Here is a 24,290-nt window from a genome sequence, read left to right on the forward strand (position 1 = left end):
AACCCGATCAACCCGATCAACTCGATCAACTCGTTCAGCGGGAACGACTCCGCATCGAATCGGCAGGAGCGCAGTCCTGCCCGGGAGGTCACCGTGTCGACCCTCATCACCCCCACCCCCGCCGACATGAAGGCGGTCCTGGCCGGCTTCTGCACCGGCGTCGCCGTCGTCACGGCGTGCGGCGGCGACGGCCGTCCCGCCGGAATGGCCGTGCAGTCCTTCTCGTCCGTCTCCCTCGACCCGCCGCTGGTCTGCTTCTGCCCGGCCCGCACCTCGGCGACCTGGTCGCGGATCCGGGCCGCCGGGGCCTTCGCCGTCAACGTCCTGGCGGTGGACCAGGAGGAGCTGTGCCGCCGCTTCGCCGTCACCGGCGGGGACAAGTTCGCCGGGGTGGCCTGGCGCCCGGGCGCGGGCGGCGCGCCCCTGCTCGACGGGGCGCTCGCCACCGTGGAGTGCGTACTGGAGGACGTGCTGGACGGCGGTGACCACGCCATCGCCCTCGGCCGCGTCACCGCCCTCGCGGCGCACCGGGAGGGGGCGCCGCTGCTCTACTTCCGCCGCTCCTACGGGCGGTTGGCGGACCCCTCCGGGGACCCCTCGGCGGACCTCTCGGACTCCTCGGCGGACTTCTCCGGGGACGCCTGGGCGGCGCGGGCCGCCTCCAGGGCGTCGATGTCCTCCAGCATCGCGGCCGCCAGGTCGCGCTCGGAGGCGTAGTACCGCTCGGCCCACTTGAGGGTCAGGGTGGGGTACGCCCAGGCCGCCTCGTCCTTGGCGCCCTCGACGTCGGCCTCGGCGCGGCGGCGCATGTTCTCCGCGAACTCCTGGTGCCCGTTCAGGACTTCGCGCATCTGCTCCGGCTCCAGCAGGTGGCCCAGCCACAGCCGCAGCATCGGCCCGTGCTTGAGCACCGGCGGGTCGACCGGCGCCTCGCGCGCCCAGGTCCGTACGGCGGCCATGCCCGCGCCGGTGATCCGGTACACGCGCTTGTCGCGGGTGCCGGTGTCCTGGGCGACCATCCGCGAGGAGGCGTAGCCGGCCTTCTCCAGCCGCTTGAGCTCGCTGTAGATCTGGCTGAAGGACGGGCTCCAGTAGAAGAAGCGCAGCGACCAGTCCGACCACTTCTTCAGGTCGTAGCCGGAGAGTTCCTCGCCGAAGGAGAGCAGCCCGAGGACAGCCCAGCTGGTCGCGGGGAGGGTGCGCGGGTTCGTCCCCGCCGACGTCTCGTCTGCCGTCTCGGCCGTCTCGTCTGCCACGCAGCGCAGTCTACGACCGGTCCCGCGGCACCCTTCCCCCTGTGGGGTATGCCTGCTAGAAGTATTCCTATTAGAAATAACTCCGGCTGGAGGGACCCCACGTGAAGTTCTCGATGATCTTCGAGGCCCAGCTCGTCGACCCCACCCCCGAACGCGAACGCCAGGTCATCCACGACTGCGTCGAACAGGCCGTCCTCGCCGAGGAGATGGGCTTCGACCGGATCTGGGCCGTGGAACACCACTCCCTGACCCAGTACGCGCACATGAGCGCCTCCGAGATCTTCCTGACCTGGGTCGCCGCCCGCACCAGCACCATCCGCATCGGCCACGGCGTGGTCACCATGCCCTTCGGCTACCAGCACCCCGTCCGCGTCGCCGAGCGCGCCGCCATGCTCGACGTGCTCAGCGGCGGCCGCGTCGACATCGGCGCCGGACGCGGCGCCACCCGCCAGGAGATGTCCATGTACGGGGTGCGCCCCGAGGACACCTACCCGCAGATGGAGGAGGCGCTGCGGATCTTCGCCTCCGCCTGGAAGGAGCCCGTCTTCGAATGGCACGGCTCCATCGACATCGGCCCCGGAGCGGTCCTGCCGCGCCCCGTGCAGGACCCGCACCCGCCGCTGTTCATGGCCTGCTCCAAGCACGACACCCTCAAGCTCGCCGCCGAACTCGGCATCGGAGCCCTCGTGATGGGCTTCGCCGGCGCCGACGACGTCCGCGCCATGCGCAAGGTCTACGACGAGGCCATCGCCACCCGCAGCGGCGAACGCCTCGTCTCCGCCACCGTCAACGACCACCTCTCCGCCCTCTGCCCCACCATCGTCCTCGACGACGCCGAACGGGCCCTGCGGCTCGGCACCCGGGGCCAGCGCTTCTTCGCCGAGTCCATCGCCCACTGGTACGGCAACGGGCCCGCGCCGACCGCCCACGCCGAGGACGAGGACCACACCGCCGCCCTCGCGCGCGGCCGCGCCGACCTCGTCGCCAAACTGCACGAGGCGCACATCCCCGCCCGCCCCGTCGACACCGGCACCTACAACGCGGAGCACGCGTACGGCAGCGCCGAGACGGCCATCGCCTACGTGGAGCAGCTCCGCGAGATCGGCGTCGACGAGGTGATGTGCCTGATCCAGATGGGCACCGTCCCCCAGGAGGCCTGCCTGGAGACCATCCGGCAGTGGGGCGAGAAGGTCATCCCGCACTTCCGCGCCCTGGAGGCCTGAGATGGTGTCGCTGGAGGGCAAGGTCGTCGTCATCACCGGCGCCGCACGCGGCCAGGGCGCCGCCGAGGCCCGGCTGTGCGCCGAGGCCGGCGCGCGGGTCGTCGTCACCGACCTCCGCGAGGAGGAGGGCCGGGCGGTCGCCGACGCACTGGGCGGCCAGGGCCTGTACGTACGCCACGACGTGGCCGACGCCGACAGCTGGGCCGGGGTCGTGCGCGAGGCGGTGGCCGCCTTCGGGACGGTCTCCGCGCTGGTCAACAACGCCGCCCTGTGGCGCACCGCGCACGTCGAGGAGCAGAGCCCCGAGGGCTTCGAGGAACTGCTGCGGGTCAACCTGCTCGGCCCCTTCCTCGGGATCCGGGCACTGGCCCCGGTGCTGCGCGCCGGCGGGGGCGGCTCCGTCGTCAACGTCTCCTCCACCGCCGGGCTGGTCGGCATCCCCGGCCACGCGGCCTACGGGTCCGCCAAGTCCGGGCTGCGCGGGCTGACCCGGTCGGCGGCACTGGACCTGGCCCCGGACGGGATCCGGGTCAACTCGGTGCACCCGGGGGCCATAGACACCCCGATGGTGGCCGCTGCCGTCGCCGGCCGGGACTGGTCGCACCTGCCGCTGGGGCGGATGGGCCGGCCCGAGGAGGTCGGGGAACTGGTGCTCTTCCTCTGCTCGGACGCGTCCTCGTACATCACCGGCGCCGAGTTCGCGGTCGACGGTGGGATGACGGCGCGATGAGCCGGGACGAGCTGTCGCCGGCCGCGCGGCGGCTGTGCGACGCGATGGCCGCCGGCTTCCCGGGCCCCGGGGACGTGACCGCCCTGCGGGCCGCGGTGGCCGCCGGTGCCCCGGCCCGCCCGGCGGGGCCGGAGGTTGCCTCGGTGTACGACACCACCGCGGGCGGGGTGCCGGTGCGGGTCTACGACCCCGCGCCCGGGGCGGCGGGCCGGCCGCTGGCGGTGTACCTCCACGGCGGCGGGTGGGTGATGTGCGGCCCGGACACCCACGACGCCCTGTGCCGCACCCTGGCCTCGGCCTCCGGGGCGGTGGTCGTCTCCGCCGGCTACCGGCTCGCCCCGGAACACCCCTGGCCGGCGGCGGCCGACGACGCCCTGGCCGTACTGCTGTGGGCGCGGGCCGAGGCGCAGCGGCTGGGCTGCGACCCGGGCCGGGTGGTGGTGGCGGGGGACTCCAGCGGGGGCAACCTGGCGGCCGTCACCGCGCTGCGGGCCCCCGGCCTGGTCGCCGGGCAACTGCTGGCCTACCCGCCGCTGGACGCCTCGATGGGCTCCGAGTCGGTGGCGGCGTACGGGCGGGGCTACTTCCACACCGCCGCGCACATGGCCTGGTACTGGGACCAGTACGGCGGCGACCCCGCCCACCCGCACGTCTCCCCGCTGCGGGCCCCCGACCTGGCCGGCCTGCCGCGCACTCTGGTCCTCCTCGCGGACTGTGACCTGCTGCGGGACGAGGGGCTCGCGTACGCGCGCCGCCTGGTGGCGGCGGGGGTGGACTGCGAGGTGAGGCTCTACCCGGGGGTCTTCCACGGCTTCCTGGGACTGCCCCTGCCGGCCGCGCGGGCGGCGGTGGCGGGAGCGGCGGCCTGGCTGGCGGCGACGCCGTGAGGGGGTGAGGGGCGGGGCGGCCGGATTCGAACCGGCGTCCTCCCCTTCGCAAGGGGGTGCAACGACCTCTGTACCACGACCCCGCTTGGGATGGATCTTAGGTGACGCCCGGCGGGGTCCGCGCCGGGATATCCCCGGCATGATGTGTTCATGCCCGCCTTCCTGCTGCGCGTCCTGCTGCTCCTGGCCGTGGAAGCCGGAGCCGCCGCGCTGCTGCGCGACCCCGGGACGCCCTGGATCCCCGTGCTGCTGGCGGTGTTCGTGGCCGGCTCGGCCGTACCGCACGGGACCGAGGCGGAGCTCGGGGGCCGCCTCCTGGTTGCCCTGACCGCGGTCGGGGCCGCCCGGCTGGGGGCCGTGGCCTGGGAGGGGCGCGGCCTGCCGGCCGCGGTGGGGCTCGGGGCGCTGCTGCTGTTCCAGACGGCGGTGCTGATGCGGCTGTCCCTGCGGGGGCGGCGGCGCCGGCGGGGGCGGCGGTAGGGGCGGCGGCCGGGGGCGATTTGGAAGAGCCCGCCGGACCGGGTATTTTTCCTGTCGAGGCGCCGCTAGCTCAGTTGGTTAGAGCAGCTGACTCTTAATCAGCGGGTCCGGGGTTCGAGTCCCTGGCGGCGCACCTCTCCTTCGGGCGGTTTCCGGTTCACACCGGGAGCCGCCCGAAGTCGTTTCCGCCCGGGCGGCCGCTCGTCTAGGGTCGCGGACATGTCCACCACCACCCTCTGGCGTCCCACCGGCCCCGTCGAGCTCGAACTGGTGCGCGCCCTCGACTGGCGTGCCTGGCCGCCGCGGCTGCCGGAGCAGCCGATCTTCTATCCGGTGCTCAACGAGGACTACGCGGTCCGGATCGCCCGCGACTGGAACGTCAAGCACGACGGTGCCGGCTTCGTGACCCGCTTCGAGGTCGACTCGGCGTTCCTGGAGCGGTACCCCGTCCAGCGGGCGGGCGGCGAGACGATCCTGGAGCTGTGGGTGCCGGCCGAGGAACTCCCCGAGTTCAACGCGCACATCGTGGGGCGCATCGAGGTGGTCCGGGAGTTCCGCTGAGCCCTCCGGGGGTGGGGGTGGTTCCGGTGTCGGGTGCGGGTGCGGGTGCGGGTGCGGGTGCTGGGGTGCCGCTGCGCGGAGCGGTCCCCTACCCGCCCTTCCACCGTTCCCCGGGCTGCGCCCCGGACCCCCTGGGGGCTCCGCCCCCAGACCCCCGCGCCTCAAACGCCGGCGGGGCTATACGCAACCCGCCACCACCTCCGCCCGGCACTGTGACGGCCCGCCCCACGCGTCGCGCAGCGGGCGGGCCTTGCGCAGCCACAGGGAGAGGTCCAGTTCCTCCGTGTAGCCGACCGCGCCGTGCAGCTGGAGGGCGGTGAGCGCGGCCGCGTACGCCGCCTCGCCCGCGGTCAGCTTCGCCGCCGCCACGTCCCGGCGGGACAGGGACAGCGCCGATGCCCACAGCAGCGGCCGGGCGAACTCCAGGGCCAGCAGGGTGTCCGCCAGCCGGTGCTTGACCGCCTGGAAGCCGCCGATCGGGGTCCCGAACTGGGTGCGCTGCTTCGCGTACTCCACCGTCCGTGCCAGCAGGGCCTCGCCCACGCCCAGGCACTGCGCCGCCGTCAGCAGCCGCGCCCAGCGCAGGGCCGTCCCCGCCGCCGCGGTCACCGCCGGGCCCGCCGCCAGCAGTTCCCCGCCCGCGGGAGGCCGGTACAGGCGCCTCGCCGGGTCCGTCGAGGACAGCGGTTCCCCGGGGCCGGTGGTCAGCCGCAGCTCGCCGGGCTCCGTCACCGTGAAGCGGTGCGTCACCGCGTCCGCGTCCAGGGCGTACGGGGAGCCGCCCGGCAGGGTCAGGGTCGCCGAGGTCCCGCCCGAGGCGAGGCCCGGCAGGAAGCGCTTCGACAGGGCCTCGTCGCCCAGCTCGGCGAGGAGCACCGCGGCCGCCGCGGTCTCCACCGCCGGGCCCGGCACCCCCGCCCGCCCCAGCTCGACGAAGCCGAGCGCCAGCTCCACCGGCAGCGGGCCCACCCCGTCGTACGCCTCCGGCACGGCCAGCGCGAACAGGCCCGTCCCGGCGAGCGAGGACCACAGTGCCCGCCCGGGCCCGTGCTCCCCGGCCGCCCAGGCCCGTACGGCCGCCGGGACCGCGGCCGCGCCCAGCAGGGAGCGCAGAGTACGGGCGTAGTCGGACTGTTCCTCGGTCGGCAGGAAGCGCATCAGCGGCGGCCCTTCGGGAGGCCGAGCAGCCGCTCGGCGATGATGTCGCGCTGGATCTCGTTGGTGCCCGCGTAGATCGGCCCGGCGAGGGAGAAGAGCCACGGCTCCGCCCAGGCACCGGACGCCAGTTCCGCGTCCGCGCCGAGCAGGTCCAGGGCCGTCTCGTGCAGGGCGATGTCGTACTGGGACCAGAACACCTTGTTCAGGCTGGACTCGGCGCCGATCCGCTCCCCCTCCGCGAAGCGGGAGGCGCCCGTCCAGGTGAACAGTTCGTAGGCGCGGGCGCCGACCACGGCGTCCGCGACCCGGTCGCGCAGCGCGGTGTCGGCGGGGTCGCCCTGCGCGTGCCACAGCCGGGTCAGCCGGTCGGCGGCGGCCAGGAACCGGCCGGGGGAGCGCAGGGTCAGGCCCCGCTCGTTGCCGGTGGTCGACATCGCGATCCGCCAGCCCTGTCCCGGCTCGCCGATCACGTCCTCGTCGGGGACGAACACCCCGTCCAGGAAGAGCTCGGCGAAGGCGGGCTTGCCGTCGAGGCGGCCGATGGGCCGAACGGTCACTCCGGGGGCCCGCAGGTCGAACATCAGGTAGGTCAGCCCCTGGTGCGGCTTCGGGGCTCCGGGGTCGGTGCGGAAGATGCCGAAGGCCCGGTCGGCGAAGGCGGCCCGGGAGGACCAGGTCTTCTGCCCGTGCAGCAGCCAGCCGCCGTCCGTGCGCACCGCCCGCGAGGCGAGCGAGGCCAGGTCGGAGCCGGATTCCGGTTCCGACCAGGCCTGCGCCCAGATCACCTCGCCGCTCGCCATGGGCGGCAGGACGCGCGCCCGCTGCTCGGGGGTGGCGTGGTCGAAGAGGGTGGGGGCGAGGAGGCTGATGCCGTTCTGGGAGACGCGGCCGGGGGCGCCCGCCGCCCAGTACTCCTCCTCGAAGACCAGCCAGCGCTCGATGTCGGCGCCCCGGCCCCCGTACTCCTCGGGCCAGGACACCGCCGACCAGCGGTCCGCGTGCAGCAGCGCCTCCCACGCGCGGTGCGCGGCGAAGCCCTCCGCGGTCTCCAGGGAGGGCAGGGGGCGGGCCGGGACGTGGGAGCGGAGCCAGTCGCGGGCCTCGGCCCGGAAGGCCTCCACCTCGGGGGAGTGGTCGAGGTTCAAGGGGTGCTCGCCTCCTTCATGGCGGCCACGTCCATGCCGCCGAGGGAATCCGCCGCCGTCTCGGCGTTGTGGGCGTGTGCCAGGTGGTGCAGGCCGAAGACCGAGTCCATGCCGGTGTGCAGGCCCTGGAGGTCCTCGGCCTGGTTGAGGGCCCGTTTGGTCAGGGCCAGGCCGAATCCGGGCATCTCGGCGATCCGCAGCGCCAGCCGGTCGGTCTCCCGCGCGAGGTCCGCCCGCGGTACGACCCGGTTGACCATGCCCACCTCGTACGCCCGGCGGGCCGGCATCCGGTCGCCGGTGTAGAGGAACTCGCGGGCGATGCGCGGGGGCATGGCCCACGGGTGCGCGAAGTACTCGACGCCGGGGATGCCCATCCGCACCACCGGGTCCGCGAAGAAGGCGTCCTCGCCCGCCACGATCAGGTCGCACACCCAGGCCAGCATCAGCCCGCCCGCGACGCAGGCCCCCTGCACGGATGCGATCACCGGCTTGGGCAGCTCCCGCCAGCGCCGGCACATGCCCAGGTACACCTCCGACTCCCGGGCGAAGCGGGACTCGGCGCCGGGGCGTCCGGTGTGGTCCCACCACAGTCCGGCGCGCCGCTCGAAGGGCAGGTGGGCGTCGCGTCCGGGGGTGCCGATGTCGTGGCCGGCGGAGAAGTGCCCGCCGGCCCCGGCCAGGACGACCACCTTCACGGCGGGGTCGCCGGCGGCCCGGTAGAAGGCGTCGTCCAGGGCGTAGGTCATCGCGCTGTTCTGGGCGTTGCGGTAGCGGGGGCGGTTCATGGTCACGTACGCGACGGGGCCGCGCACCTCGTAGAGGACGGGGGAGTCTGCGGGGGAGTCTTCGGCATCTTCGGCAGAGGCGTCGGCGGCGGGCATCGGCACATCCTTCCCTAACAAGTGTTTGGTAGGTTAACGTACGGCCATGAGCAGCGTCGAGAGCGTCGAGGAGTTCCGGGCCGACTTCCGCGGCTGGCTCCGCGCCCACCTCACCGGACGGTTCGCGGACCTCAGGGGACGCGGCGGACCGGGCCGGGAACACGAGGCCTTCGCCGGCCGCCTCGCCTGGGAACGCCACATGGCGGAACACGGCTGGACCTGCGTCGGCTGGCCCGTCGAGTACGGCGGCCGCGGCGCGAGCACCGCCCAGCAGATCGCCTTCCACGAGGAGTACGCCCTCGCCGACGCCCCCGCCCGCGTCAACCACATCGGCGAGCAGCTCCTCGGCCCGACCCTCATCGCCCACGGCACCGACGAGCAGAGACGCCGCTTCCTGCCGCCCGTCCGGGCCGTGGAGGAGCTGTGGTGCCAGGGCTACAGCGAGCCCGACGCCGGCTCCGACCTCGCCGGCGTCCGCACCCGCGCCGCCCTCCGCGACGGGCAGTGGACGGTCGACGGCCAGAAGACCTGGACCTCCCTCGCCCACGAGGCCCAGTGGTGCTTCGTCCTCGCCCGCACCACCCCCGGCTCCCGCCGCCACGCGGGCCTGTCCTACCTCCTCGTCCCCATGGAGCAGCCCGGCGTCCAGGTCCGGCCCATCACCCAGCTCACCGGCACCTCCGAGTTCAACGAGGTCTTCTTCGACGGCGCCCGCACCGACGCCGCCCACGTCGTCGGAGCCCCCGGCGACGGCTGGGCCGTCGCCATGGCCACCCTCGGCTACGAACGCGGCGTCTCCACCCTCGGCCAGCAGGTCGGCTTCCGCCGCGAACTCGAAGCCCTCGCCGCCCTCGCCCGCGCCAACGGCGCCCTCGCCGACCCGCTGATCGCCGACCGTCTCGCCCGCGCCTGGACCGGCCTCCAGGCCATGCGCGCCACCGCCCTGCGACCCGGCACCGCACCCTCCACGGCCAAGCTGTACTGGGCCCGCTGGCACCGCGACCTCGGCGAACTCGCCATGGACGTGTGCGGCGCCGCCTCCCTCACCGCGGCCGGCGCGCACGGGGACCCGTACGAACTCGACGACTGGCAGCGGCTCTTCCTCTTCTCCCGCGCGGACACCCTCTACGCGGGCTCCGACGAGATCCAGCGCAACATCGTCGCCGAGCGGATCCTCGGCCTTCCGAAAGAGGTACGGGCATGACCGCCCCCGCGTACGTCCCGGCCCACGGGCTCCTCGAAGGCCGCACCGCCGTCATCACCGCCGCCGCCGGAGCCGGCATCGGCGGCGCCACCGCCCGCCGCTTCCTGGAGGAGGGCGCCACCGTCCTGATCAGCGACGCCCACGCCCGGCGCCTGAAGGAGACCGAGGACGCCCTCGCCGCCGAGTTCGGGCCCGGCCGCATCGCCTCCCTGCCCTGCGACGTCACCGCCGGGGACCAGGTGGAGGCCCTCTTCGCGCACGCCGCCGGACTCCACGGCGGCCTCGACGTCGTCGTCAACAACGCCGGCCTCGGCGGCACCGCGAACCTCGTCGACATGACCGACGAACAGTGGGGCCGCGTCCTCGACGTCACCCTGAACGGCACCTTCCGCTGCACCCGGGCCGCACTCCGCTCCCTGAAGGCCTCCGGACGCGGAGGGGTCCTCGTCAACAACGCCTCCGTCATCGGCTGGCGCGCCCAGACCGGCCAGGCCCACTACGCCGCCGCCAAGGCCGGGGTGATGGCCCTGACCCGCTGCGCGGCCCTGGAGGCCGCGGAGTTCGGCGTACGCGTCAACGCGGTCGCCCCCAGCCTGGCCATGCACCCGCACCTGGTGAAGGTCACCAGCGCGGAGCTGCTGGACGAACTGACGGCCCGCGAGGCCTTCGGCCGGTACGCCGAACCCTGGGAGATCGCCAACGTCATCGTCTTCCTGGCCAGCGGCTACTCGTCGTACATGACGGGCGAGACGGTGTCGGTCAGCAGCCAGCACGCGTAGGCCGAGAATGGGCCCGTGCCAACGAACAAGCCGAAGAAGACACAGGTGACCGCCTCGCCGGAGCGCCGCCGGGAACTCCTCGACACCGCCGCCGAGGTCTTCGCCGCCCAGGGCTACAACGCCACCACCGTCCGCAAGATCGCCGACGCCGCCGGGATGCTCGCCGGCAGCCTCTACTACCACTTCGATTCCAAGGAATCGATGCTCGACGAGATCCTCTCGGCCTTCCTGAACGAGCTGTGGGCGGGGTACGACACCGTCCTCGCCTCCGGCCTCGGCCCCAGGGAGACCATCGAGGCCCTCGTCACCGAGTCCTTCCGGGAGATCGACCGGCACCGAGCGGCCGTCGCCATCTACCAGAAGGAGGCCCGCACCCTCTCCGCGCAGCCCCGCTTCCACTACCTCTCCGACTCGCAGGTCAAGTTCGAGAAGGCGTGGCTGGGGACGCTGGAGCGGGGCGTCGCCGCCCAGGTCTTCCGCGCCGACCTCGACATCCGCCTCACCTACCGCTTCGTCCGCGACACGGTGTGGGTCGCGGCGTCCTGGTACCGGCCGGGCGGCCAGCACAGCCCCGAGGAGATCGCCCGCCAGTACCTGTCGATGGTGCTGGACGGGATCGCCGTACGCCCCTGACCCCGTTGAGGAGCCCGCCATGCCCGAGGCCTACATAGTCGACGCCGTACGCACCCCCGTGGGGCGGCGCGGCGGCGGCCTGTCCGCCGTGCACCCCGCCGACCTGGGCGCGCACGTCCTGAAGGCACTGGTCGAGCGGTCCGGGGTGGACCCGGCCGCGGTGGAGGACGTCGTGTTCGGCTGCCTGGACACCGTCGGGCCGCAGGCGGGCGACATCGCCCGGACGGCGTGGCTGGCCGCCGGCCTGCCCGAGGAGGTCCCCGGCGTCACCGTCGACCGGCAGTGCGGGTCCTCGCAGCAGGCCGTGCACTTCGCGGCGCAGGGCGTCCTGTCCGGGACCCAGGACCTGGTGGTCGCCGGCGGCACCCAGAACATGTCGATGATCCCCATCGCCTTCGCCTCCCGGCAGGCCGCCGAGCCGCTGGGCTTCACCGAGGGCCCCTACGCGGGATCGAGCGGCTGGCGGGCCCGGTACGGGGACGCCCCCGTCAACCAGTTCCACGGCGCGCAGCTCATCGCCGAGAAGTGGGGGATCTCGCGGCGGGACATGGAGGAGTTCGCCCTGCGCTCCCACCAGCGGGCGGTCCACGCCATCGACGAGGGCCGCTTCGCGCGGGAGACCGTCGCCTACGGGGACGTGACCGTGGACGAGGGCCCCCGCCGGGACACCACCCTGGAGAAGATGGCCGGCCTCAAGCCGGTCGTCGAGGGCGGCACCATCACGGCGGCCGTCTCCTCCCAGGTCTCCGACGGCGCGGCGGCCATGCTCATCGCCTCCGAGCGGGCGGTCGCCGAGCACGGCCTGACCCCCCGGGCCCGCATCCACCACCTGTCGGTCCGCGGCGAGGACCCCATCCGCATGCTGTCGGCCCCGATCCCGGCGACCGCGCACGCCCTGAAGAAGACCGGGCTGACCCTGGACGAGATCGACCTGGTCGAGATCAACGAGGCCTTCGCGCCGGTGGTGCTGGCCTGGCTGAAGGAGACGGGCGCCGACCCGGACCGGGTCAACGTCAACGGAGGCGCCATCGCCCTGGGCCACCCCCTGGGCGCGACGGGCGTGAAGCTGATGACCACCCTGCTGCACGAGCTGGAACGCACCGGCGGCCGCTACGGCCTGCAGACCATGTGCGAGGGCGGCGGACAGGCCAACGTGACGATCATCGAGCGGCTGTAACCGCGGCTGTAACCGCGGCGGGAACCGGGGCCTCGCCGGCCGGAGGCCGGCCCAGGCCGCCGAAGCCCGTGAGGCCCCCCGGGGCCGAGCGGCGCGAGGGGGCCGTGAAGGAGGTGACCTGGGCCGCAGCGCAGCCCCGCCGGGGTGTGCTAGCCTCGGGGCGTTGCAGTTGTGGTACCCATGAACATTATGTGCGCCTGACGGGATTGCTCCGCAGGCGCTTTTATTGTTTTTCCCGGAATCTCCCGGATGGGGCCCTTGCCGCCTATTCAGGAGATTCAAATGGCACTTGGCACCGTGAAGTGGTTCAACTCGGAAAAGGGCTTCGGCTTCATCGAGCAGGACGGCGGCGGCCCGGACGTCTTCGCCCACTACTCGAACATCGCCATGAACGGCTTCCGTGAGCTCACCGAGGGCCAGCGCGTGTCCTTCGACGTGACGCAGGGCCAGAAGGGCCCCCAGGCGGAGAACATCGTCCCCGCCTAATTTCTTCAGCATGCCGGGGTCCGCACCGCGAGGTGCGGGCCCCGGCTTGTCTGCTGTCTCGACCTTTGTTCTACCTGCCGGTTTCAGGAGGGCTTTTCCGCATGACCAGCTCCAGCTCCGCACGCCCCAGCCGCCGCCCCACCCGGGGTCGAGGTGCGGCCCAGGGACGTCCGAAGGCTGGCGCGGGACGGCAGAAGTCCGCCCCCGCCCCCCGGCCCCAGGAATTCACCATGCCCGAACCGCAGGTCCCGGCCCTCCCGCCGGTCGACGCGTTCGAGGACATGGACATGCCCGAGGCGCTGCTGAAGACCCTCGCCGCCCAGGGCGTCACCGAGCCGTTCCCCATCCAGGCCGCCACCCTGCCGAACTCGCTCGCCGGCCGCGACCTGCTCGGCCGCGGCCGCACCGGCTCCGGCAAGACCCTCGCCTTCGGCCTGGCCCTGCTCTCCCGCACCGCCGGCCGCCGCGCCCAGCCCAAGGCGCCGCTCGCCATGGTCCTCGTACCGACCCGCGAGCTGGCCCAGCAGGTCACCGACTCCCTGGCCCCGTACGCCACGGCCGTCAACCTGCGCATCGCGACCGTCGTCGGCGGCATGTCGATCAACCGGCAGGCCGGTGCGCTGCGCCGCGGCGCCGAGGTGCTCGTCGCCACCCCCGGCCGCCTCAAGGACCTCATCGACCGCGGCGACGCCGACCTCTCGCAGGTCTCGATCACCGTCCTCGACGAGGCCGACCAGATGACCGACATGGGCTTCATGCCGCAGGTCACCGCCCTGCTCAACCAGGTCGAGCCCGGCGGCCAGACCATGCTGTTCTCGGCGACCCTCGACAAGAACATCGACAAGCTCGTCAAGATGTTCCTGGACGACCCGGTCGCCTTCTCGGTCGATCCGTCCGCCGGCGCGGTCAGCACCATGGAGCACCACGTCCTGTACGTCATGGACGAGACCGACAAGAAGGCCGTGGCGACCCGCATAGCCGCCCGCGACGGCCGGGTCATCATGTTCGTGGACACCAAGCGCGGCGTCGACCGCATGGTCAAGCGGCTGCTCGCCGACGGCGTCCGCGCCTCCGGCCTGCACGGCGGCCGCTCCCAGCCGCAGCGCAACCGCACCCTCGACTGGTTCAAGACCGGCGAGGTCACCGCGCTGATCGCCACCAACGTCGCCGCGCGCGGCATCCACATCGACGACCTCGACCTCGTCGTCAACGTGGACCCGCCGACCGACCACAAGGACTACCTGCACCGCGGCGGCCGCACCGCCCGCGCCGGCGAGTCCGGCAGCGTCGTCACCCTGGTCCTGCCCGACCAGAAGCGCGACATGTCCCGCCTGATGTCGGACGCCGGGATCACCCCGCGCACCGCGCAGGTCAAGTCCTCCGACGAGGAGCTGTCCCGGCTCACCGGCGCCCGCGAGCCCTCCGGCGTCCCCGTCGTGCTGGAGGTCCCCCAGCCCCCGCAGCCCAAGCCGCGCACCGGCTCGGGCTCCGGCTCCGGCTCCGGGTCCTCGCGCCGCCGCTCCGGCGGCCCCCGCGGCGGCTCCGCGACCGGCTCCGCCCCCGCGGGCGGCGGTCGCGGCCGGCGCTCCGGCGGCTCCGCCTCCGGGCAGGCCCCCGCCGCCGGCTCGGGCCAGGCCCGCCGCGGCCAGGGCGGCGGCCAGGGCACCGGCGGTGCCCCCGCCCAGGGCCGGCGCTCCGGCGGCTCGGCCTCCGGCGGCGGCGCCGCCGCGGCCTCCGCGCGCAGCCGCGTCGGCACGGCCGGCCAGGGCCGCCGCCGGGCGGTCTGACCCCGCGGCACGAACGAGAGGACGCCGGGCCGCACGCAGTACGCGCGCGGCCCGGCGTCCGGCGTTCCCGGCCGTGACCGGCCCGGCTAGCGGACCAGCTTGTTCTGCAGCTTCACCAGCGTCCGCAGGTCCAGGCCCAGGCCGTCCGTGAGGTAGCCGTAGAAGCCGCCGTAGTCGGCCTCCAGCTGCGCCGTCGCCGCGTCCAGGTAGTCCTGGCGGACCTCCTGGAGCGGGATCAGCAGGTCCGGGTCCTGCATCCGCCCCGACTGCTTCAGACCCGCCCGCACCTGGGCGTCGTACGCCGCCCGGAACGTGTTCGAGGCCAGGTAGTCCCGCTCCGCCGTCTCCTGCGGCACCGCCAGCGACCGCAGCAGGACGTAGCTCAGCCAGCCCGTACGGTCCTTGCCGGACGTGCAGTGGTACAGCAGCGGACCCTGCTTGCCGTCCGCGATCTCCCGCAGCGTCGTCGCCAGCTGCGCCCGGTTCCCGGCGCTGGTCACGAAGTTGCGGTAGACGTCCCGCATGTACGCCTCGGCCCGCCCGCCGCCGAGCACCTGCTCCTGCTTCACGGGGTCGCCGGTGGCTATCGCGCCGACCAGGAAGCCGTACAGGCCGAGGTCGTCGATCGAGCGGGAGGTGGCCGAGAGCCCGGCCGGCAGCCGGTCGGCGCCGTCGTACTGGAGCTCCATCGGGATGCGGAAGTCCACGACCTTCGTGAGGCCCAGACCCGAGACGGTGGTGATGTCCGCCGGGGTCAGCTTGCTCAGTGCGTCGGAGCGGTACACCAGCCCCTGGCGGACCTGACCGCCGGTGTAGGTGCGGTAGCCGCCGATGTCCCGGACGTTGACCGCGCCCTGGAGGGGGATCTGCCGGATCGTCTCCGGCGCGTACGGCCGGTGGTACGGGTGCCTGGCGGAGGCGGCGGCGTCCGCCGGTGCCGCGTACGCGGAGGCGGCGGGCAGGGTCCCGACGGCGAGGGCGGCGGCGGCCGCCGCGGTCGCCAGGCGGATTCGGGCACGGCTCATCTTTGCGACTCCTGTAACGGAGAAGGGGGATCACCCTGGTGGTGGCAGGGTGTGGAGCGAGTGCAGTGCTTCCATTGCCTGTCGTGCTTCGGCCATGACCCGGGAGACGAGCTCCGCACAGGACGGCAGATCCTCGATCACCCCCGCGACCTGGCCCGATGCCATGACGCCGAGGTCCGTACGGCCCTCGACCATGGACGCCTTCAGGAGCATCGGGGTGTTCGCCGCCAGCAGGACCTGGCTCCAGGACAGGTCCTTGCCGTGCTTCATCGCCAGACCGTCGCGCACCATCTGCGCCCAGGACAGGCCCGACAGCTTCCGGAAGCCGGCCGCGTGCCGGACCGCCCGCGCCAGTGCCCCGGCGCGGCCCGACCGCTCCAGGGCCGTGACCAGCTCGGTGCGCAGCATCCGGTGCGGCAGCCCGTCGACGGCCGTGGTGACGGTGACGTCCTTGACCGTGGCCTTCAGGTACTCGGCCTTCACCGCGTCCGGGACGGTGGAATCGGAGGTCAGCAGGAAGCGGGTGCCCATCGCGATGCCCGCCGCCCCGTACGCCAGGGCCGCGACCAGGCCGCGTCCGTCGCTGAAGCCGCCCGCCGCGATCACCGGGATGTCCACCGCGTCGACCACCTGCGGCAGCAGCACCGTCGTGGCCACGTCACCGGTGTGCCCGCCGCCCTCGCCGCCCTGCACGACCACCGCGTCCGCGCCCCAGGCCGCGACCTTCTCGGCGTGCCGGCGCGCCCCGATCGAGGGGATCACCACCACCCCGGCGTCCTTGAGCCGGGCGATCAGCTCCCGGGAGGGGGCGAGCGCGAACGAGGCCACCCGCACGCCCTCGTCGATGATCAGCCGTACCCGCTCGGACGCGTCCCCGGCGTCCGCGCGCAGGTTCACCCCGAACGGCGCGTCCGTACGGGACCTGACCTCCTGGACCGCCGCCCGCAGCTGGTCCACGGTCATCGTCGCCGAGGCCAGGACGCCCAGTGCCCCCGCGTTCGCCGCCGCCGAGACCAGGCGCGGCCCGGCCACCCAGCCCATGCCCGTCTGCACGATCGGGTGGCGGACCCCGACCAGCTTGGTGAATGCCGTCTCCATCGCCGACTCCTCGCTCCCCGGCCGCCGCGCCTCAGACCCGGACTTCCCGGTCGCGCAGGCCCCGGGGGTCGATCACCTCGCGGATCAGCCGCAGCTCCTCGGCGCTCGGCGCGCGCGTGTACGGGACGTCGTCCGCGACCGCCAGCTCGAACCCGGTCGCCGCGCGGACCTGCTCGACCGTGACGCCCGGGTGCAGGGAGGCCAGGCGCATCGAGTGGTCCGGGCCGGTGAAGTCGAAGACCCCGAGGTCGCTGACCACCCGCGGCAGCCGGTGGAAGCGGGTCACCCCGGCCGCCTCCGCGCGGTCGTAGCCCACCCCGCTGACCATGTCGACGCGCTCGACGAACACCCGGGGGGAGTGCCTGGGCACCCAGTAGCTCACCGGGTTGTTCAGGGTGTTGACGGGCGCTCCGCGCACCCCGAGGAGCTGGCGGGAGGGCCGCTCCCAGTCGCCGATGCAGGAGATGTTCTGGTTGCCGTACCGGTCGATCTGGCTGGCGCCCATCATCACGTGCCGCCGCCCGCCGGTGACCATCGTCAGGTGGCGGCGGTACGGCAGCCAGCCCTCGGGCGTGCCGTCGAGGCCGACGAGCAGGGCCTCGCCGTCGGTGAGCAGCAGGTCGGGGGCGAAGGTGCGCTTGGCGAGCCGGGCCCCGAAGGAGGGGATCAGCCCCATCGGGCTGGCGAGGACCTCGCCGTTGTCGCGCCAGGCCTCGGCGCAGGCGATCACGCAGTATTCCGGTCGGGTGGCGGCGGTCGCGGCGGTCACTTCTGCTCCTCGTGCCAGGTCCGGACGGCGGTCTGGTAGTCGTGCTCGCTGCCGCCGGCCAGGAAGCGGTCGGCGAACTCGGCCCAGGGGGTGGACGCGTACAGCTTCTGGAAGGCCTCGTCGCGGCCGTAGTCGGGGGCGCAGGAGGTGAAGTGCGCGCCGTTCGGGGTCTCCACGACACCGGTGACGGAGTGCCGGCTGACCAGGAGGGACTGCGGGGGACCGGACTTGGCCAGCTCGGCGGTCTCCACGAGCTGTTCGCAGGAGACGTAGGCGGCGTCGGCGGCCTCGCAGAAGAGGTCGTCGAAGTAGGGGTCCGGGCCCAGGTACTGGGCGTTGCCGAGCCGGTCGGCGCGGTTGAGATGGATCAGGGCCGCGTCCAGGCGCAGGGCGGGGACGGCGACGAACTCCTCGCCGTCGGCGTACGGGGAGGTGACGGTGCGCAGTTCCGGGTTGACCCGCATCACGTCGGAGCCGAGGCCGGCCCGGACGGGCATGAAGGGGAGCCGGTTCGCGGCGGCGTGCAGCCCCCACATGAACATGGCCTCGTCGTACTCGGTGAGGGCGATGGCCCCGCTCTCGCGGGCGGCCCGGAAGTTCGGCTCCAGGGCGATGGAGTCGAGGGTGGCGAAGGGGGCGACGAGTCTGCGGATCCGTCCGGCGGCGGCCAGCAGGCCGACGTCGGGGCCGCCGTACGAGACCACGGTGAGATCGGTGATCGCGGAGCGGAGCAGTGCCCGCACCAGGGCCATCGGCTTGCGCCGGGAGCCCCAGCCGCCGATGCCGAGGGTCATTCCGCTGCTCAGCTGCCCGACCACCTCTTCGGGGGTCATGGTCTTGTCCGTCATGCGGTCCGTCCTTTGCCGAAGGTGTCGCGGACGCGGTCGGCGACCCCGCTGAGGTTGGCCTCGAAGGTGAATCCCTGTTCGAAGCGGTAGCTGCGGCGCACGTCGACGGGGTCGATGCCGTTGATGGCGGCCTTGGCCAGGCGGATCAGGTAGCCGTCCTTCTTGGCGATCTCGGCCGCCAGCTCCAGGGCGGTGTCCCGCAGCCGTTCGGGCGGGACCACCTTCCAGACGGAGCCGTGCGCGTGGAGTTCGGCGGCGGTGGCGGTGCGCGAGGTGTAGTACAGGGCCCGCATCAGGTGCTGCGGGACGAGCCGGGCCAGGTGGGTGGCGGCCCCGAGGGCGCCCCGGTCGAGTTCCGGGAGCCCGAAGACGGCGTCCTCGCTCGCCACGATCGCGTCGGCGTTGCCGACCAGGCCGATGCCGCCGCCCAGGCAGAAGCCGTTCACGGCGGCGACCACCGGCACCTCGCACTCGTAGACGGCGGCGAAGGCCTCGTAGCAGCCGCGGTTGGCGCCGATGAGGGCGCCGTGCCCGGTGTCGCGCTGCATCTCCTTGATGTCGACCCCGGCGTTGAAGCCCCGGCCCTCGGAGGCCAGGACCACGCAGCGGACCTCGGGGTCCCGGCCGGCGGCGCGCAGGGCGTCGGCCAGGTCGTACCAGCCCTGGACGGGGAGTGCGTTGACGGGCGGGAAGTCGGCTGTGACGAGTGCGATGCCCTTGGCCGGGCCGGAGGTGGAGACACCCATGAGCGGATCAGCTACCTTTCCACCAAACATTTGTTAGGTGCTTGCCAGGTGAGGAAGGTAGCAGCCGATGGAGCTCAATGGGAGGGTTGTCGTCGTCACCGGCGGAACCCGGGGGGTGGGCGCCGGGATCGCGCGCTCGTTCCTCACGGCCGGGGCGGAGGTAGTGGTCTGCGCCCGGCGGCCGCCGGAGGAGCCGGTGGCGGCGGACGGGCGGCGGGCCGCCTTCACCGCCGTGGACCTGCGCGACCCGGCCGCCGTACGGGGGTTCCTCGACTCCGTCGGCGAGCGCCACGGGCGGCTCGACTGCCTGGTGAACAACGCCGGCGGGACCCCGTACCGGCTGCTGGGGGAGGGCGGCGCCGAGCGGCACGCCCGGGTCCTCGAACTCAACCTGGTGGCCCCGATGACGGCCTCGCTCGCCGCCTACCCGTGGCTGCGCGAGAGCCGCGGCTCGGTCGTCATGGTCGGCAGCGTCAGCGGCACCCGCCCCTCGCCCGGGACGGCCGCCTACGGCGCGGCCAAGGCGGGCCTGGAGAACCTGGCCCGCTCGATGGCCGTGGAATGGGCGCCCGAAGTACGCGTCAACTCGCTCGTCCTGGGCATGGTGCGGACCGAGCTGGCGCACCTGCACTACGGGGACGAGGCGGGCGTCGCGGCGGTCGGCGCCACCGTGCCGCTGGGACGGCTGGCCGAACCCTCGGACGTGGGGGAGGCGGCGGTGTTCCTGGCCTCCGGCCGGGCGGCCTACGTGAGCGGCGCGAGCCTGCTGGTGCACGGCGGCGGGGAACGGCCCGCGTTCCTGGACGCGGCAACGGTCAACAAGGAGAGCTGAGGCGGACATGGGCATTGCGGACGGACGCGTGGTGATCGTGACGGGCGCGGGACGGGGACTGGGCCGGGCCCACGCCCTGGCCTTCGCGGCGGAGGGCGCGCGGGTGGTCGTCAACGACCTCGGAGTGGGCCTGGACGGCCGTCCGGGGCCCGACAGCCCGGCGTCGCTGGTCGTCGAGGAGATCCGGGCACGGGGCGGCGAGGCGGTGGCGCACGGCGGGGACATAGCCTCGGAGCAGGGCGCGGCCTCGCTGGTGGACTGCGCGGTCTCCGCCTTCGGCGGCCTGGACACCCTGGTCAACAACGCCGGTTTCCTGCGGGACCGGATGCTGGTCAACCTCGGGGAGGCCGACTGGGACGCGGTGATGCGGGTGCACCTCAAGGGGCACTTCCTGCCGCTGCGGGCGGCGGCCGCGTGGTGGCGGGCCGAGGCGAAGGCCGGGCGGCCGCGGGCCGCCCGGGTGGTCAACACCTCCTCGGGGGCCGGGCTGCTGGGCTCCGTCGGACAGGGCAACTACAGCGCGGCCAAGGCGGGGATCCTCGGCCTGACGCTGGTGGCGGCGGCCGAGATGGACCGGTACGGGGTCCAGGTCAACGCGATCGCCCCGGCGGCGCGGACCCGGATGACGGAGCAGACCTTCGCCGACTCGATGGCCGCGCCGGCGGGCGGGGACTTCGACGCGATGGCCCCGGAGAACGTGTCCCCGCTGGTGGTGTGGCTGGGGTCCGGGGACTCGGCCGGGGTCACGGGGCGGGTGTTCGAGGTGGAGGGCGGCCGGATCACGGTGATGGAGGGCTGGCGGCCGGGCCCCACGGCGGACCGGGGTGCGCGGTGGACTCCGTCCGGGGCGGGCGCGGCGGTCACGAAACTCCTCGCGGACGCGGAGCCGCCCCAGCCGGTGTACGGGGCCCGGTAGCCGCCGGGTGCCGGGTGCCGGGTGCCGGGTGCGGGTGCGGCGGGTGGCCGCTGCGCGGGGCCGGGTCCCCTACCCGCCCTTCGCCCGTTCCCCGGGCTGCGCCCGGACCCCTCCTGGGGGCTCCGCCCCCAGACCCCCGCGCCTCAAACTCCCCCAGCTACCGCTGGGAGGTGCCCCCAGGCGGGGCTATAAATAGCCCCGACGGCGACGAGGGTCAGGGGCGGAACCAGCGGCGCCCGGGTGGTTCCGCCCCGGAGTCGCGGGCCGTGGCCGCGGTCCGGGCCCGGGGCACCTGGCTGCGGCGGAACACGCCCGAGGCGGCGATCTCGGCCAGGCCCTCGGTGCGGTGCCTCAGTCCCAGGATCAGGTGGCTCCTGTGGTCGGAGCGGTCGTTCTCGTCGAGGAGCCTGGCCAGCAGGAGGAGCTCCCGGTGCGGGGCCCGGGCGCCGGCCTCGGCGAGCACCTCGCACGCCCACGGGGTGAGCGGCATGAAGGTGTCGTTGCCGTTCCCCCGATAGAACTTGATCTGGGGCGCGGTGAGTTCGATGATGTCCTTCGCCCTGCACAGCGCGCCGATGCTGCGGCTCAGCCGTGCGAGTTCGAGCGGACGGCGGGTATCCCTGAACACGGCGTACAGCTCGGCGAGCGCCGCGGCCGGCAGTTCCCCCGCCGCGAGGGCGAGCAGCCGGTCGGCCCGCTCGTCCGCCCCTTCGTCGCGGAACGCGGCGACGGCGTCGGCGATCGCCGACGGGTCGCCCGCCAGGGGGGCCGGCACGCCCCCGCGCCACAGGTCGATCTCGGAGGCGGTCTCCTCCCGGGCCCGCCGGGCCCGGTCGGCGTCGGCCCGCAGCAGCCGGACCGCCGCCTCGTGCTGGCGCACGAGGTCTTCGAGCTCCTCGATCCGGCGGGTGACGCGGCCGAGCTCGCCCTCCAGGTCCGCCACCTGCTCGTGGGTCCCGTCGGCCCGGTCGAAGAGGTCGCCGAGGCCCTTCTCGATCCGCTCGCGGTGGAGCCGTTCCCGGTCGGCCTCCTCGCGCAGCACGGCCAGTTCGTGCGCGGTCCGGACGCGGTCCTCCTCCACCGCGATCCACGAAGCCTCGTCCTTGTACGCGCGTGCGACCAGCGGCCCCTTGGTCCGGGCGGCCGCGTACAGGAGCCGCCAGCCCTCCGCGATCCGCTCGGGATCCACGGCCCGACTGCTCGCCAGGAGCCGGTACAGGGCGGGGAGCAGGGCCGGCGGCGGCAGGTCCGAGCCGCTCAGGAAACGGGAGAGCCGGCTCGCGTCCACCGAGGCCCCGGGCTCGTTCTCTTCGAGCCACTTCGCGATGCCCGAGGAGGGCATCCCCAGGTCCTCGCGCACATCGCGCAAGTGCTGCGCGAACGCGGCCTGCTCCGGGGTGAGCCCCTCCAAGGGGCGCAGCCGCTGCGGCGGCTGGGGCCCGCGCGGCCTCAAGGACTGCTCCGACATGCGCTTTTCCCCTCTTGCGGGGCGCGCAAGTTGCGGGCCTCCGCGCAATACGGGCTTGCGGCGTCGCCAACGTGACGCCCGGGCGGTCTCCTTGCTCCGACGGCCCGCCACCGGGCCCCGGAAGAAGGAGAAACCACGTCATGTCGCGCACCCTACGCAAGGCGGACCACGAGACACGCCCGTTCCTGGAGATCCGGGTCCGGGGACTGCACCTGACCGTGGAGCGGCTCCCGCACCGCCTGCTCACGGCGATCGGCACGCTCGGCGGAGCGGTCGCGGGGGCGTTCCTGTACGCGCGCTAGGCCGTCTCTTTCGGATCTTGCCGGTTAAGCCCGCGTCGTCCGGTGCCGTGCATCGGCGTGTTGGCGGGGCGCCCTTGTACTGGACGTACTCGGGTGCTCCGCCAACGCGGCGAGGTGCGGTGCCGGGCGGCGCGGGTCAGGCAAGATCCGGAAGAGACGGCCTAGCTCCCGTCGAGGGGTTCTGGACATCTCCGCCCCGGCCCGCTCGGCCGGGGCGGGGTGACGGGGCTGATGGGCCGCGGTCGCCGGGGGGCGCGGACTCGTGGGTTCCGGCCAGGGGCAGGGGGGTGGCAGGGGGGGTCGGGGGGCTTGTCCGGTACGCGTCCCCACCCGCCCGCTGCGGCTGTGATGGCATGTCCACGCCGAAATCCGGCACCTGCCGTGCCCGTCCGCACGAATGGAGATCCGAACATGCCGATCCGCAGAATGGCCGTCGGCGCCGCCGTCGCGGTGTTGTCGGCGGTCGCCGTGCCCGCCCAGGCGCACACCCCGGCCGACCCCCCTTACATCCCGCCGCCCGGCCGCATCACCGTCGACGTCGTCGGCGTCAACGGCTCCGGCTGCCCCCAGGGCACCGCCACCGTCGCCACCGCCTCCGACAACACCGCCTTCACCGTCACCTACAGCAACTACCTCGCCCAGACCGGCGCCGGCTCCGGCGGCACCGACTTCCGCAAGAACTGCCAGCTGGCCCTGCGGATCCACGTCCCCCAGGGGTTCACGTACGCCATCGCCCGCGCCGACTACCGCGGCTTCGCCCACCTCCAGCGCGGGGCCTACGGCCAGGAGCGCGCGAACTACTACTTCCAGGGCAACGCCCAGACGGCCCGCACCACCCACCAGTTCAACGGCCCCTTCAGCGACAACTGGCAGGCCAGCGACCAGACCGAGTACGCCGACCTCGTCTGGGCCCCCTGCGGCGAGGAGCGCAACCTCAACGTCAACACCGAACTGCGGGTCTACGGCGGCACCTCCAGCCCGCAGGCACTGAGCTTCATGAGCATGGACTCCACCGACGGCAGCGTCAGCACCGTCTACCACTTCGAGTGGAAGGAATGTCCCGTCGGCTGACGTCGGCCGACGTCAGCGCCTGAAGCCACCCGAAGGTCAGGAGTGACAACGATGTCTCGTCCCAGGACCCGCACCCGCCCCCTGCTCATCGGCGCCGCGGCCGCCGCGCTGGTCACCGCCTCCACCCCCGCCGTCGCCGGCGGCCCGATCACCGTCCCGCCCGACAAGATCGTGATCGAACTCGCCACCGTCAACGGCTCCGGCTGCCGCGAAGGCACCGCCCAGGTCGCCGTCGCCCCCGACAACACCGCCTTCACCGTCACCTACAGCGACTACATGGCCCAGGTCGGGCCCGGCGCCCCGCCGACCGCCTTCCGCAAGAACTGCCAGCTCAACCTCCGCGTCCACGTGCCCTCCGGATTCACCTACGCCATCGTGCAGGCCGACTACCGCGGATTCGCGTTCCTCCAGCCCGGCGCCTCCGGCCAGGAGAGGGCGAACTACTACTTCCAGGGAATGCCGCAGACGTCCCAGCGGACCCACCAGTTCACCGGCCCCCTCAACGACAACTGGCAGACGAGCGACAAGACGGAGTACGCCGACCTCGTCTGGGCCCCGTGCGGCGAGAAGCGCAACTTCAACATCAACACCGAACTGCGCGTGAACGCCGGCACCTCCAGCCCCCAGAGCACGAGCTTCATGGCCATGGACTCCACCGACGCCAGCGTCAGCACCCTCTACCACCTCGCCTGGCAGGTCTGCCCGGGCGGCCCGAAGAAGGGCTAGCCCACACCGGCGGCCGCGCCACCGGGCCGGTGTTCCCGCTCAGCGGGAACACCGGCTCCCGCACGCCACCGCCCCGCGCCTACCGTCTGCGGCACCACACAC

General features: G+C 73.7%; 26 protein-coding genes, 2 tRNA genes and 1 pseudogene. 18 read left to right on the forward strand and 11 right to left on the reverse strand.

All coding sequences use genetic code 11. From position 1 onward, the window contains the following. Positions 1-204: 204 nt before the first annotated feature. Positions 205-516: pseudogene (locus AC07A6_RS26030) on the forward strand (flavin reductase family protein); the annotation flags it as partial. Between the two features lie 47 nt (positions 517-563). On the opposite strand, the gene AC07A6_RS26035 reads toward AC07A6_RS26030, so the two are convergent. Next, entirely contained in the window at positions 564-1,256 is a 693-nt protein-coding gene (locus AC07A6_RS26035) for a PadR family transcriptional regulator (protein WP_478778750.1), read from the reverse strand. 101 nt (positions 1,257-1,357) lie between these two features. On the opposite strand from AC07A6_RS26035, the gene AC07A6_RS26040 reads away from it, so the two are divergent. Genes AC07A6_RS26040 through AC07A6_RS26050 form a run of 3 tightly spaced genes read left to right on the forward strand, consistent with a single transcriptional unit; the run spans position 1,358 to position 4,096 of the window. Continuing rightward, on the forward strand, positions 1,358-2,479 hold the full coding sequence (locus tag AC07A6_RS26040; protein ID WP_478778751.1) for an LLM class flavin-dependent oxidoreductase: 1,122 nt from the start codon (positions 1,358-1,360) through the stop codon (positions 2,477-2,479). A gap of 1 nt (position 2,480) precedes the next feature. Then, positions 2,481-3,209, forward strand: a complete 729-nt coding sequence (locus tag AC07A6_RS26045) for an SDR family NAD(P)-dependent oxidoreductase (RefSeq protein ID WP_478778752.1) — start codon at positions 2,481-2,483, stop codon at positions 3,207-3,209. Continuing rightward, complete coding sequence (locus AC07A6_RS26050) at positions 3,206-4,096, forward strand: alpha/beta hydrolase (RefSeq protein WP_478778753.1); 891 nt, start codon at positions 3,206-3,208, stop codon at positions 4,094-4,096. Before AC07A6_RS26045 ends, AC07A6_RS26050 begins: the two co-directional genes overlap by 4 nt. A gap of 10 nt (positions 4,097-4,106) precedes the next feature. Here AC07A6_RS26050 and AC07A6_RS26055 read toward each other — a convergent pair. Next, positions 4,107-4,181, reverse strand: a tRNA-Arg gene (locus AC07A6_RS26055). Positions 4,182-4,246: 65 nt separating this feature from the next. Here AC07A6_RS26055 and AC07A6_RS26060 point away from each other — a divergent pair. The 3 genes from AC07A6_RS26060 to AC07A6_RS26070 all read left to right on the forward strand — a co-directional run bounded on the left by AC07A6_RS26060 (position 4,247) and on the right by AC07A6_RS26070 (position 5,137). Continuing rightward, positions 4,247-4,576 (forward strand): hypothetical protein, encoded by a 330-nt coding sequence (locus AC07A6_RS26060; RefSeq protein ID WP_478778754.1) that lies wholly within the window; start codon positions 4,247-4,249, stop codon positions 4,574-4,576. A 59-nt stretch (positions 4,577-4,635) separates the two neighbouring features. Further along, positions 4,636-4,709 (forward strand) — tRNA-Lys (locus AC07A6_RS26065). Positions 4,710-4,795: 86 nt separating this feature from the next. After that, complete coding sequence (locus AC07A6_RS26070; RefSeq protein ID WP_362469167.1) at positions 4,796-5,137, forward strand: hypothetical protein; 342 nt, start codon at positions 4,796-4,798, stop codon at positions 5,135-5,137. A 177-nt stretch (positions 5,138-5,314) separates the two neighbouring features. On the opposite strand, the gene AC07A6_RS26075 is transcribed toward AC07A6_RS26070, so the two are convergent. Genes AC07A6_RS26075 through AC07A6_RS26085 form a run of 3 tightly spaced genes read right to left on the reverse strand, consistent with a single transcriptional unit; the run spans position 5,315 to position 8,321 of the window. Continuing rightward, positions 5,315-6,295: an acyl-CoA dehydrogenase family protein gene (locus AC07A6_RS26075; protein ID WP_478778755.1), complete on the reverse strand. Its 981-nt coding sequence runs from the start codon at positions 6,293-6,295 to the stop codon at positions 5,315-5,317. Then, positions 6,295-7,440, reverse strand: a complete 1,146-nt coding sequence (locus tag AC07A6_RS26080) for an acyl-CoA dehydrogenase family protein (protein WP_362469161.1) — start codon at positions 7,438-7,440, stop codon at positions 6,295-6,297. The genes AC07A6_RS26075 and AC07A6_RS26080 overlap by 1 nt, the downstream gene beginning before the upstream one ends. Further along, on the reverse strand, positions 7,437-8,321 hold the full coding sequence (locus AC07A6_RS26085; protein WP_478778756.1) for an enoyl-CoA hydratase: 885 nt from the start codon (positions 8,319-8,321) through the stop codon (positions 7,437-7,439). Before AC07A6_RS26085 ends, AC07A6_RS26080 begins: the two co-directional genes overlap by 4 nt. Before the next feature lie 46 nt (positions 8,322-8,367). Between AC07A6_RS26085 and AC07A6_RS26090 the strand changes: the two genes are divergently transcribed. From AC07A6_RS26090 to AC07A6_RS26115, 6 genes are all read left to right on the forward strand, one after another. Then, positions 8,368-9,525: an acyl-CoA dehydrogenase family protein gene (locus tag AC07A6_RS26090; protein WP_478778757.1), complete on the forward strand. Its 1,158-nt coding sequence runs from the start codon at positions 8,368-8,370 to the stop codon at positions 9,523-9,525. Further along, a complete protein-coding gene (locus AC07A6_RS26095; RefSeq protein WP_386271327.1) occupies positions 9,522-10,304 on the forward strand; it encodes an SDR family oxidoreductase in 783 nt (260 codons plus the stop codon). Before AC07A6_RS26090 ends, AC07A6_RS26095 begins: the two co-directional genes overlap by 4 nt. Positions 10,305-10,319: 15 nt before the next feature. Then, positions 10,320-10,937: a TetR/AcrR family transcriptional regulator gene (locus tag AC07A6_RS26100; RefSeq protein WP_362469149.1), complete on the forward strand. Its 618-nt coding sequence runs from the start codon at positions 10,320-10,322 to the stop codon at positions 10,935-10,937. Between the two features lie 19 nt (positions 10,938-10,956). Further along, positions 10,957-12,114, forward strand: coding sequence for an acetyl-CoA C-acetyltransferase (locus AC07A6_RS26105; RefSeq protein ID WP_478778758.1), 1,158 nt, complete (start codon positions 10,957-10,959; stop codon positions 12,112-12,114). Between the two features lie 282 nt (positions 12,115-12,396). Further along, complete coding sequence (locus tag AC07A6_RS26110) at positions 12,397-12,600, forward strand: cold-shock protein (protein WP_478778759.1); 204 nt, start codon at positions 12,397-12,399, stop codon at positions 12,598-12,600. Between the two features lie 101 nt (positions 12,601-12,701). Continuing rightward, complete coding sequence (locus tag AC07A6_RS26115) at positions 12,702-14,387, forward strand: DEAD/DEAH box helicase (protein WP_478778760.1); 1,686 nt, start codon at positions 12,702-12,704, stop codon at positions 14,385-14,387. 86 nt (positions 14,388-14,473) lie between these two features. Here AC07A6_RS26115 and AC07A6_RS26120 read toward each other — a convergent pair whose 3' ends face one another. The 5 genes from AC07A6_RS26120 to AC07A6_RS26140 are packed head-to-tail and all read right to left on the reverse strand — an operon-like array spanning position 14,474 to position 18,873. Beyond that, on the reverse strand, positions 14,474-15,412 hold the full coding sequence (locus AC07A6_RS26120; RefSeq protein WP_478778761.1) for a tyrosine-protein phosphatase: 939 nt from the start codon (positions 15,410-15,412) through the stop codon (positions 14,474-14,476). A gap of 30 nt (positions 15,413-15,442) precedes the next feature. Continuing rightward, positions 15,443-16,510 carry an NAD(P)H-dependent flavin oxidoreductase gene (locus tag AC07A6_RS26125; RefSeq protein WP_478778762.1) on the reverse strand — a complete coding sequence of 356 codons (1,068 nt, stop codon included), beginning with the start codon at positions 16,508-16,510 and terminating at the stop codon, positions 15,443-15,445. A 31-nt stretch (positions 16,511-16,541) separates the two neighbouring features. Beyond that, on the reverse strand, positions 16,542-17,279 hold the full coding sequence (locus tag AC07A6_RS26130) for a CoA-transferase subunit beta (RefSeq protein WP_478778763.1): 738 nt from the start codon (positions 17,277-17,279) through the stop codon (positions 16,542-16,544). Then, a complete protein-coding gene (locus AC07A6_RS26135; RefSeq protein ID WP_478778764.1) occupies positions 17,276-18,127 on the reverse strand; it encodes a CoA transferase subunit A in 852 nt (283 codons plus the stop codon). Before AC07A6_RS26135 ends, AC07A6_RS26130 begins: the two co-directional genes overlap by 4 nt. Continuing rightward, positions 18,124-18,873 carry an enoyl-CoA hydratase family protein gene (locus tag AC07A6_RS26140; protein ID WP_478778765.1) on the reverse strand — a complete coding sequence of 250 codons (750 nt, stop codon included), beginning with the start codon at positions 18,871-18,873 and terminating at the stop codon, positions 18,124-18,126. The genes AC07A6_RS26135 and AC07A6_RS26140 overlap by 4 nt, the downstream gene beginning before the upstream one ends. A gap of 67 nt (positions 18,874-18,940) precedes the next feature. Here AC07A6_RS26140 and AC07A6_RS26145 point away from each other — a divergent pair, with 67 nt between their 5' ends. Continuing rightward, the gene (locus tag AC07A6_RS26145; protein ID WP_362469123.1) at positions 18,941-19,705 is read left to right on the forward strand and encodes an SDR family oxidoreductase; all 765 of its coding nucleotides are present in this window, start codon (positions 18,941-18,943) and stop codon (positions 19,703-19,705) included. Between the two features lie 7 nt (positions 19,706-19,712). Then, positions 19,713-20,621: an SDR family oxidoreductase gene (locus AC07A6_RS26150; protein WP_478778766.1), complete on the forward strand. Its 909-nt coding sequence runs from the start codon at positions 19,713-19,715 to the stop codon at positions 20,619-20,621. 214 nt (positions 20,622-20,835) lie between these two features. Here the strand turns inward: AC07A6_RS26150 and AC07A6_RS26155 are convergent, their stop codons facing one another. After that, a complete protein-coding gene (locus tag AC07A6_RS26155; protein ID WP_478778767.1) occupies positions 20,836-22,089 on the reverse strand; it encodes a hypothetical protein in 1,254 nt (417 codons plus the stop codon). A gap of 140 nt (positions 22,090-22,229) precedes the next feature. On the opposite strand from AC07A6_RS26155, the gene AC07A6_RS26160 reads away from it, so the two are divergent. The 3 genes from AC07A6_RS26160 (at position 22,230) to AC07A6_RS26170 (ending at position 24,188) form a co-directional block, all read left to right on the forward strand. After that, positions 22,230-22,391: a hypothetical protein gene (locus tag AC07A6_RS26160; protein ID WP_362463112.1), complete on the forward strand. Its 162-nt coding sequence runs from the start codon at positions 22,230-22,232 to the stop codon at positions 22,389-22,391. Between the two features lie 411 nt (positions 22,392-22,802). Further along, positions 22,803-23,462: a DUF4360 domain-containing protein gene (locus tag AC07A6_RS26165; protein ID WP_478778768.1), complete on the forward strand. Its 660-nt coding sequence runs from the start codon at positions 22,803-22,805 to the stop codon at positions 23,460-23,462. 51 nt (positions 23,463-23,513) lie between these two features. Then, positions 23,514-24,188, forward strand: coding sequence for a DUF4360 domain-containing protein (locus AC07A6_RS26170; RefSeq protein ID WP_362463118.1), 675 nt, complete (start codon positions 23,514-23,516; stop codon positions 24,186-24,188). Positions 24,189-24,290: the final 102 nt, after the last annotated feature.

Source organism: Streptomyces sp. NPDC044002 (assembly GCF_056434525.1).